Origin of the sequence: Wolbachia endosymbiont of Mansonella ozzardi (assembly GCF_020278625.1) — a bacterium.
In the GTDB taxonomy this organism is placed as follows: domain Bacteria; phylum Pseudomonadota; class Alphaproteobacteria; order Rickettsiales; family Anaplasmataceae; genus Wolbachia.
On the sequence record NZ_JADAKK010000018.1, the window covers coordinates 12,230 to 20,300 of the forward strand.

7 protein-coding genes and 2 pseudogenes are annotated in these 8,071 nt (G+C 36.0%); 4 read left to right on the plus strand and 5 right to left on the minus strand.

Annotation, left to right across the window (positions count from 1 at the left end; all coding sequences use genetic code 11):
- Positions 1–398 precede the first annotated feature (398 nt).
- Positions 399–1,144, plus strand: a pseudogene (locus tag IHO40_RS02610) (Rpn family recombination-promoting nuclease/putative transposase); the annotation flags it as partial.
- Positions 1,145–1,329: 185 nt separating this feature from the next.
- Here IHO40_RS02610 and IHO40_RS02615 read toward each other — a convergent pair.
- Both IHO40_RS02615 and IHO40_RS02620 read right to left on the minus strand, forming a co-directional pair.
- A pseudogene (locus IHO40_RS02615) lies at positions 1,330–1,574 on the minus strand (IS4-like element ISWosp8 family transposase); the annotation flags it as partial.
- A complete protein-coding gene (locus IHO40_RS02620; RefSeq protein WP_225536623.1) occupies positions 1,573–2,724 on the minus strand; it encodes a cysteine desulfurase family protein in 1,152 nt (383 codons plus the stop codon). The pseudogene IHO40_RS02615 and the gene IHO40_RS02620, both read right to left, overlap by 2 nt.
- 161 nt (positions 2,725–2,885) lie before the next feature.
- Between IHO40_RS02620 and IHO40_RS02625 the strand changes: the two genes are divergently transcribed.
- A complete protein-coding gene (locus IHO40_RS02625) occupies positions 2,886–3,584 on the plus strand; it encodes an alpha/beta hydrolase (RefSeq protein WP_225536624.1) in 699 nt (232 codons plus the stop codon).
- Between the two features lie 235 nt (positions 3,585–3,819).
- Here the strand turns inward: IHO40_RS02625 and IHO40_RS02630 are convergent, their stop codons facing one another.
- Both IHO40_RS02630 and IHO40_RS02635 read right to left on the minus strand, forming a co-directional pair.
- Positions 3,820–4,509, minus strand: coding sequence for an ABC transporter ATP-binding protein (locus tag IHO40_RS02630; RefSeq protein ID WP_225536625.1), 690 nt, complete (start codon positions 4,507–4,509; stop codon positions 3,820–3,822).
- A gap of 32 nt (positions 4,510–4,541) precedes the next feature.
- Complete coding sequence (locus tag IHO40_RS02635; RefSeq protein WP_225536626.1) at positions 4,542–5,000, minus strand: HesB/IscA family protein; 459 nt, start codon at positions 4,998–5,000, stop codon at positions 4,542–4,544.
- A gap of 47 nt (positions 5,001–5,047) precedes the next feature.
- Here IHO40_RS02635 and IHO40_RS02640 point away from each other — a divergent pair, with 47 nt between their 5' ends.
- Positions 5,048–6,247 carry a deoxyguanosinetriphosphate triphosphohydrolase gene (locus tag IHO40_RS02640; protein ID WP_225536627.1) on the plus strand — a complete coding sequence of 400 codons (1,200 nt, stop codon included), beginning with the start codon at positions 5,048–5,050 and terminating at the stop codon, positions 6,245–6,247.
- A complete protein-coding gene (ribD, locus tag IHO40_RS02645; RefSeq protein ID WP_225536628.1) occupies positions 6,247–7,326 on the plus strand; it encodes a bifunctional diaminohydroxyphosphoribosylaminopyrimidine deaminase/5-amino-6-(5-phosphoribosylamino)uracil reductase RibD in 1,080 nt (359 codons plus the stop codon). Before IHO40_RS02640 ends, ribD begins: the two co-directional genes overlap by 1 nt.
- Before the next feature lie 302 nt (positions 7,327–7,628).
- On the opposite strand, the gene IHO40_RS02650 is transcribed toward ribD, so the two are convergent.
- Positions 7,629–7,919, minus strand: a complete 291-nt coding sequence (locus tag IHO40_RS02650; RefSeq protein WP_410543354.1) for a hypothetical protein — start codon at positions 7,917–7,919, stop codon at positions 7,629–7,631.
- Between the last annotated feature and the right edge of the window lie 152 nt (positions 7,920–8,071).

Genomic DNA, 8,071 nt, shown 5'->3' on the forward strand with positions numbered 1-8,071 from the left:
TAATATAAATAACTAGCATCAACTGGGTTTCTTTTACCTTTTTTTCTCATCTGATAAAATTTTTAAATATTTATTACTAAAGTAGCATCTTAAATCCAAGTGTTAGCTACTTGGATGACAAGAGAAGGGGCTACTTGGATATATCCATAGATCTGTCATTTCAGCGCTTGAAGTTGGAATCTAGGAGTTTTATTTAAGTAAGTGAGCATAAAAGTTATGTTAAAATGTACCATTTTTATGGAAAACTTGATCCCAGCATCAAGTACTGGGACGACAGGAGAATGAGGTGCTGGTCTGCTAACCACAGGGCCACTTGCTTTTAACACATTCGAAACAAAAAGATTGAATATTTCTACAGAATTGTGTATAATTTTCAATACTTTTTAAGTGAATCTCTCATGGCTTTATCAAAATTTCTCAATCCAAAATTGGATTTAACCTTCAAGAAAATCTTTGGCGCTGAGAAAAACAAGAACATTCTTATCCGTTTTCTCAATGATATCTTAGGATTTACCGGAATAGATACTATACAAGAAGTTGAGTTTCTTAGCACCTATATGAATCCTGAAATTGCCTCTGATAAACAGAGTATTGTTGACGCTCTTTGCAAGGATTTTAGTGGGTTCAGATATGTGATTGAGATGCAGCTTGCGTGATAGAGGTTTTGAGAAACGCGTTCAGCTATATGCTGCTGAAGCTTATTCAAGGCAAGTTGGAAAAGGTGGCAAGTACATCGATTTAAAGACAGTATTCTTTACTGCTATTTCCGATAATACGATATTTCCTAAGGAAGCTGAGTACATTTCTACTCATAATATACAAGATGTAAAAACCAGTAGACATTACTAAAAAGATTTTCAGTTTGTCTTTGTTGAGTTGCCTAAGTTTCAAAAGAATAAAGCAGAGCAGCTAGAAAGCACAGTAGAAAGGTGGTGCTTTTTTTAAGCATGCAGAGGATACTACAGACGAAGACTTAAGGAATATAGCAGGAAAATCACCAATAATAAAACTAGCATATGATAAATTAGACAAGTTTCTCTGGAATGAGAAAGATCTAATAGCGTATGAAGAAAGATTAATGGACCTACGCAAAGAAGAAGGCATCCTCGCTCAAAAATTTGATGATGCTACTGAAAAAAGCAGAGCACAGAGCAGAGGGTAAAAACAGGCTAAAATAGTTGTGGCTAAAGACCTACTTAGTATCTGTTGATTTGATAGTTGAATCTATTGGAGTTCCTAAAGCTGAACTGCACAACTCAAAAAAGAAGTTATGAGTTAATTTAAAACCGCTCAGCTGAACAGACAACGGCATCAACTTAAGAGCCTCCATTAGCAAACTCTTCCCAAGACAGATGGAGTTTGGACTTATCCACCTTATTACAGCTATACAATCTCCCTGGTTGAATTTTAACTTTAGCACGCATACTTGCTTTATCAAAAAAGGCTTAAAAGCTTTTTGGTGAACAAATTCCAATAAGTACTTGATAGGGTTTCTTCCTCATTACACCAAATAAAACTGAAAAACTTAAACGATACCCAGCAATTTGATCTGGATTCCAAGGCCCTTGCGCATCATACTCTGGGACCATACATCTTATAGATATTATACCAACAATCCACTATTTTTTCTACGTCTCGTGGTTTAGTTTTTTGACCTATACTGATTCTAATAGAACACTCTGCTTGCTCTTTTGTTGCCCCCATTGCAAGCAAAACATGGGAAGGTTCAACTTTTCCAGAAGAGCATGCAGAGCCATTGCCAACTGCAATGTTATTTAAGTCAAAATGCATGAGCTGCACGTCACTCCTTACTTTCGGCATATAAATCAGACTTGTATTTGGTAACCTTTTGGAGTTTTGACCGAAGATTTTGATACCGCTGGCAAGGTTTAACAGCTCACACTCCAATTGATCGCGTAGCTTCTTTATTTCATCCATTTTTGACAAAAGATATGGAATATCCTGCAATGCAGCAGAAAGACCTGCAATTGCAACAATATTTTCCGTACCACCTCGTAATCCTTTCTCTTGTCCACCACCTATTACAATAGGCTCTATTACAAGTTTTTTGTCAAATATTAAAACTCCACTACCCGCTATACCGCCAAATTTATGAGCAGATAAAGTGAGTAAATCCACCCCTAAATCCTCCATATTAACTTCAGTTTTTCCAACGCTTTGAGCAACATCGGTGTGACAGATTGCTCCAAATTTATGTGCTATTTCAGCTACTTCCTTAACAGGCTGAATAACCCCAGTTTCGTTATTAGCCATCATAGCTGAAACTACTACTCTATCTCCCTCGAGTTTGCTCAGAACCTTCTCTAGCTCTAAAAGATCAACAACACCTTCTTGGTTAACCGGTATTATATGTGGATTACATGTAGAATTGAGAATTGAAGGATGCTCTATAGCTGAAATTACATATCGATAGCCCACCATTCCTTTCATAACAAGATTATTTGCTTCAGTTGCACCAGACGTGAAAACTACCTCTTTATCATCTAAAGCACCAATAATCCCACGAACATTATCTCTTGCATCCTGAAGAATCTTTCTCGCCTCTTGTCCCTTTCTGTGCAATGATGAAGGATTCAGAATTTGTTTTGATAAGACCTCAAGTATACTCTTCTTTACACTGTCGATAATTGGAGAAGTTGCATTATAGTCAGCATATACGTAATCACTACCTAAAGAAAAGGAGCTTGAAGGTTTATCTGTCATTTAATTTAGGAAAACTTTTTATTACTCGCTATAACAGTCATATATATCAGCTTAACATGATAAAAAGCCTGTTGCAAAAACAGTAAAATTAATACATGATTAATATATACAAGATTTACATTAGTTAATGCCTATCGAGCAGGTTTTTATTAGGAGCTACCGTGGTAGAAGTTTTTTTAAATAATGCAGCAAAAAAAATAGAAGGTGAGTATCACCAAAGTATAGAAGCTAACGCACCAGTTGTGCTAATTTTACATCACCACCCCCAATATGGGGGCAATATGAATAGTAAAATAATACATAATATATACGCATCTTTTATCGGAAACAGCTTTTCTGCATTGAAAATCAACTTCCGTGGTGTGGGAAAGTCCACCGGAACTTTTGATAAGGGTATAGGGGAATTAACTGATGCTGCAGTAGCTATCGATTGGCTCCAAGAACATAACCCTAGCAACGTTCCAATTTGGATAGTTGGCTTTTCTTTCGGAGCATGGGTAGCCATGCAATTGACAATGCGCCGCCCTGAGGTAGTAGGTTTTGTTGCCCTTTCTCCTCCAGCAACAAAGTATGACTTCTCTTTTCTCTCTCCCTGTCCGGTTCCTGGGCTTATAATACAAAGCAGTAATGATACAATCTCAGAAGAAAGCGATGTAACAGAACTAGCAAAAAGGCTGATGAACTCAGTAAAAAGTGACCATATGGAATATCACATTATAGACGATACTAATCATTTCTTAAGAGATAAAGAAGAGGAGGTAGTTCAAATTATAGACGACTATATAAAACTGCGCTTGAATAGTGTAGCTGTTTCTTCCAAAAAGACCAAAAAAGAGGTAAAAATAAGAGAGTATGCTTAATCTTTACAAACAAGAAAAATGAGTATAGTAATGTAAACAAAGAGGTTTTGTTATGTTTAGGAAGTTGTTATTTCTTGTTTTTATTGTATCTATGTTACCAGGGTGTTCCCTAAGCAAGTCACGTAAGTTAAAAAGTCCATGTATAAGAGGTAATGAAAGTACTTCGTGCAGACTATACTCCGTTAATGACCATTGGTTAGGTAAGTACAAGATAGTAGCTCAATAGATTTTAGTTCTATACTGCATCCATTCGCAATTTTACCAGTGATTTATCTTTTAACTGTAAAATACAGTCTGCCTTTTCTGCAAGAAGGTAGTTGTGTGTTACTATAAGCATAGAGCTATTATTTTCCTTTACATACGAATATAACAGCAAAAACACATTCAAAGAATTTGTTGGATCTAAATTCCCCGTTGGTTCATCTGCAAGTAAAAGTCTTGGAGAATTTACAACGCTTCTTGCAATTGCAACTCTTTGCCTTTCTCCGCCAGAAATTTTAGATATTACACTACTTGCTTTGTCTTCCAAACCAAATTTTTCCAACATTGTCTGCGCATTTTTTATTGCCTCAGTTTTGCTTCTTCCCGCAATAAGTTGAGGAAGCATAACATTTTCCAATACCGATAACTCCTGTAACAAATAGTGAAATTGATAAACAAAGCTTAAAAAATTTCTTCTTATATGAGTTTTATGTTTATTGCTGGCTTGTGTACAATTTACTCCATCTATTGTTACTATACCTGAAGTTGGCTTATCTAATAAACCTGCAATTTGCAATATAGTTGTTTTTCCTGATCCTGAATTGCCAATCAACGCAACTACTTGTCCTTTTGCGACCCTTAGGTTTATATCTTTTATAACAGCAGGAGCTTCTTTAAAGCTCTTATCTACAGAAGTTAGTTCTAGTGCTACGTCACCACCCATGTTGAAAAGGCCTAGAAGGCATTCAGTAATAATTAAACTGAGAAGCTATTACCACACCCACATTGAGACTTAGCAAGAGCATTTTTTATTTGAAACCCAGAACCACTTAGATCTTCAGTATAATCTATAACTGAGTCATTTAAAAATTTCGCCGAACAATTATCAACCATTAATATAGGATTTCCATTTTCGTCGTTAATTACTATATCTTTGCTTCTCCTGCTAAAGCTAGAATGACCTCTATAACCCTGCCTTTCTTCATAATCGTCATCATCGTCGTCATCAAATTCATCATCGTAATCATCATCGTCATCACTCAAAGATAGACTTTTATTTATTTGATCTATAAGAAAGTTATACTTGAAGCCAGAACATCCACCACCTGAAACTGCAATCCGCAAAACAGAACTTTTGTTCTCTTCCTGCTCTACAAGGGAATGGATTTTCTTTAATGCATTGTCAGTCAAGTTAATATTGTAATCTGTTGACATAGTCACTACCATTTATTATTTATAATTTATTATAGTGGAAATTTTATATGTCAAACAATAATTTTCTATTAAGTTATGCGTGTTTCCCAAGTAAAACAAGAGGAAGATATTTTAAAGAGCCAGAAGATGAAAACCGCAGCTGTTTTCAGCGTGATAGAGATCGTGTTATTCACTCTAATGCGTTTAGAAAATTGGAATACAAAACACAAGTTTTTATCAATTATGAACACGACTACTATCGCACTCGGCTTACTCATAGCCTTGAAGTTGCACAAATTGCAAGATCTATTGCACGCAGACTCGGTTTACATGAAGATATTACTGAATGCATAGCGCTTGCACACGACCTTGGTCATCCTCCGTTTGGTCACACAGGAGAGAATGCTCTAAAGAAATCAGTTCAAAATTTGAATCTTGATAGCGAGGAGTATGAATTTGACCATAACGTTCAGGCTATAAGGATTTTAACTTATCTTGAGCAAAAACATGCTGACTTTGATGGTATGAATCTAAGTTGGGAAGTTATTGAAGGCATTGCAAAGCATAACGGTCCCTTGCTTGGTCGGAATGCAGTATTCCACACAAATAATCAACTATTGCTAGAATATAATGAAAAATATGATCTAAAACTTGAAGAATTCTCAAGCATTGAAGCACAAGTTGCCTCAATTGCTGATGATATTGCTTACAGTGTCCATGATCTTGACGATGCACTCAGAGCAAATTTAGCAACTGTAGAAGATTTGTTCGATATTCCTTTAATCGGAGACACGTTTAAAGATGTAAAAAACCAATATTCAAAACTATCTCAGAGCAAACTTATACATGAATCACTGAGTAGAACCATAGGAATTATGATAAGTGATGTTGTTTCTCAGACTAAAAAAAATATTGAAGATTACAAAATAGAAAGCGTAGAGGATGTAAGAAGTTCAAATAAGATGCTAGTTACATTTTCACCAGAAGTTGCAAATGCCACAAAAGAAATGAAAAAATTCAACATGGAAAAAATGTATAGAAGCTATAAGCTAAACAGAACGATGAACAAAACAAAACGTATAGTACAGGAGCTCTTTCAATGTTTTTATGAAAATCCAGGATTATTGCCCACAGAGTGGAAAAAGCTTTCTTATGAATTCAAGCGTTCAGTAGTAATATGCGACTACATCTCGGGTATGACAGACAGATTTGCCATACACGAGCATAGAAGAATTTTTGATACCTCCTACGAAATGACTTCTTTCTAATGACCGACGATCATTTTATGTCAATTGCACTAAAACTTGCTGAAAAAAACCTCGGGAGTGTTGCACCAAATCCTGCTGTTGGGTGTGTTATTGCAAAAGATGGTGTGGTAGTTGGTGAGGGTCATACAGGAGTTGGCGGGCGCCCACATGCAGAAGTAGTTGCTCTACAAAGTGCTAAAGATTCGACTCATGGTGCAACTATGTATGTTACCCTTGAGCCATGTTGCCATTTTGGAGTTACAGAACCTTGCACCGCGGAAATCACAAGAGCTGGAATAAAAAGGGTAGTGATTGCAACAATCGACCCCGACACAAGAGTTTTAGGTGGAGGAATCAAAGCTCTAAAGGAGGCAGGAATTGAAGTGAAACAAGGAATTATGCAAGAGGAGGCAGAAAAATTAAATATTGGCTTCTTCACCACTCGAAAATTACACAGACCATTTATAGCTTGCAAAATTTCAACAACCCTTGACGGAAAAATTGCAACATTTACAGGTGATAGCAAATGGATAACAAGCGAAAACACAAGGAATTGGGTACATGAGCTTAGAGCAAAATATGATGCAATTATGATTGGCAGTAATACCCTCATTAATGACGATCCACTCTTGACTTGCAGATTACCAAAACTTGAAGATAGGTCACCCATAAGACTAATCATAGATAGCCGGGAAAAATTGAAAGAAGAGCACAATATTGCAAAGACTGCAGATAAAGTAACAACTTGGGTGATCACAAATAAAGAAGTAGAGGGAAAAATAAAAAACATTGACTATCTAGTAGTTAATTCAAATAGTGCAGGTAGAGTCTGCCTAAAAGATACAGCATCAAAACTTGCTTCAGAGGTTGGCATAACAAGGTTATTAGTTGAAGGTGGAGGAATACTAATCACAGAGCTATTGAAGCATAGTTTGATCGACAGGTTGATAATCTGCCGCAGCGGTAAAATTCTAGGTAATGATGCTACTGCTTTTGTAGGAGATTTAGGAATCCAATCTATCAACAACTGCTACCGATTAAAAAAAGCAGAAGTGATAGACTTTGATGAAGATATAGTCGAGATTTGGGATAGATTATAGTAGCTTTTATATGCTTGAATAAAGGAAAGAGGTAGAAAATCTACCTCTTGTAACAGGTTAAGCTACTTGCTCTTGTAAGCCAAGAATCCGTTTAAGTTGCTTAACATCATTTTCAGGTAATTTGAATACTGCTGGTACAATTTCGGTCTTCTCAGCTTTTGCTCTCAGTGCAGATGCATCAGCTTTTTCAGCTAGTTGCTCATCAACATACTTCTTGTCAGCTTTTGCTTTCAGCGTGGTTTTTAATGCTTCTTCAGTAATAAATCTCTAGTTTTTGCTTCAATTTTGCTCTGAATTATCTCCTATACTTCTTTAGTCGCTTTAGCATTTTCAGCTGATGTCTTAGCTTCACCTATTTCTTCATTCTTGCGCATTTGCTTATGCGAACAATAAGCCAGTGTAGCAAAGTATATAGCAACAATAAATAGAGCTGCAACTCCAATAGGATTAACGATTGTGTTAATAAACACCAGAGATTCAGGTAAAGCAACTATATTAGTAGCAATTAGTACCGTTGTTATTGCTGCCGCTAAAGATGCAAGTGCAACTGTACCTTCAACGCCCATTTTTATTATGGGTAATGTGTTTCCCACTTCCATATGCTTGTATTCATAATAACCTTCCTTTAATGAGATTAATAATGAATATAGCATATACAATCAAGTTATTTTCTTTAAGTATAATTTTGAGCTTATAGCCCTTTTTATGATAGTCAGGAATAATCAAAAAAACACAAAATCTACGA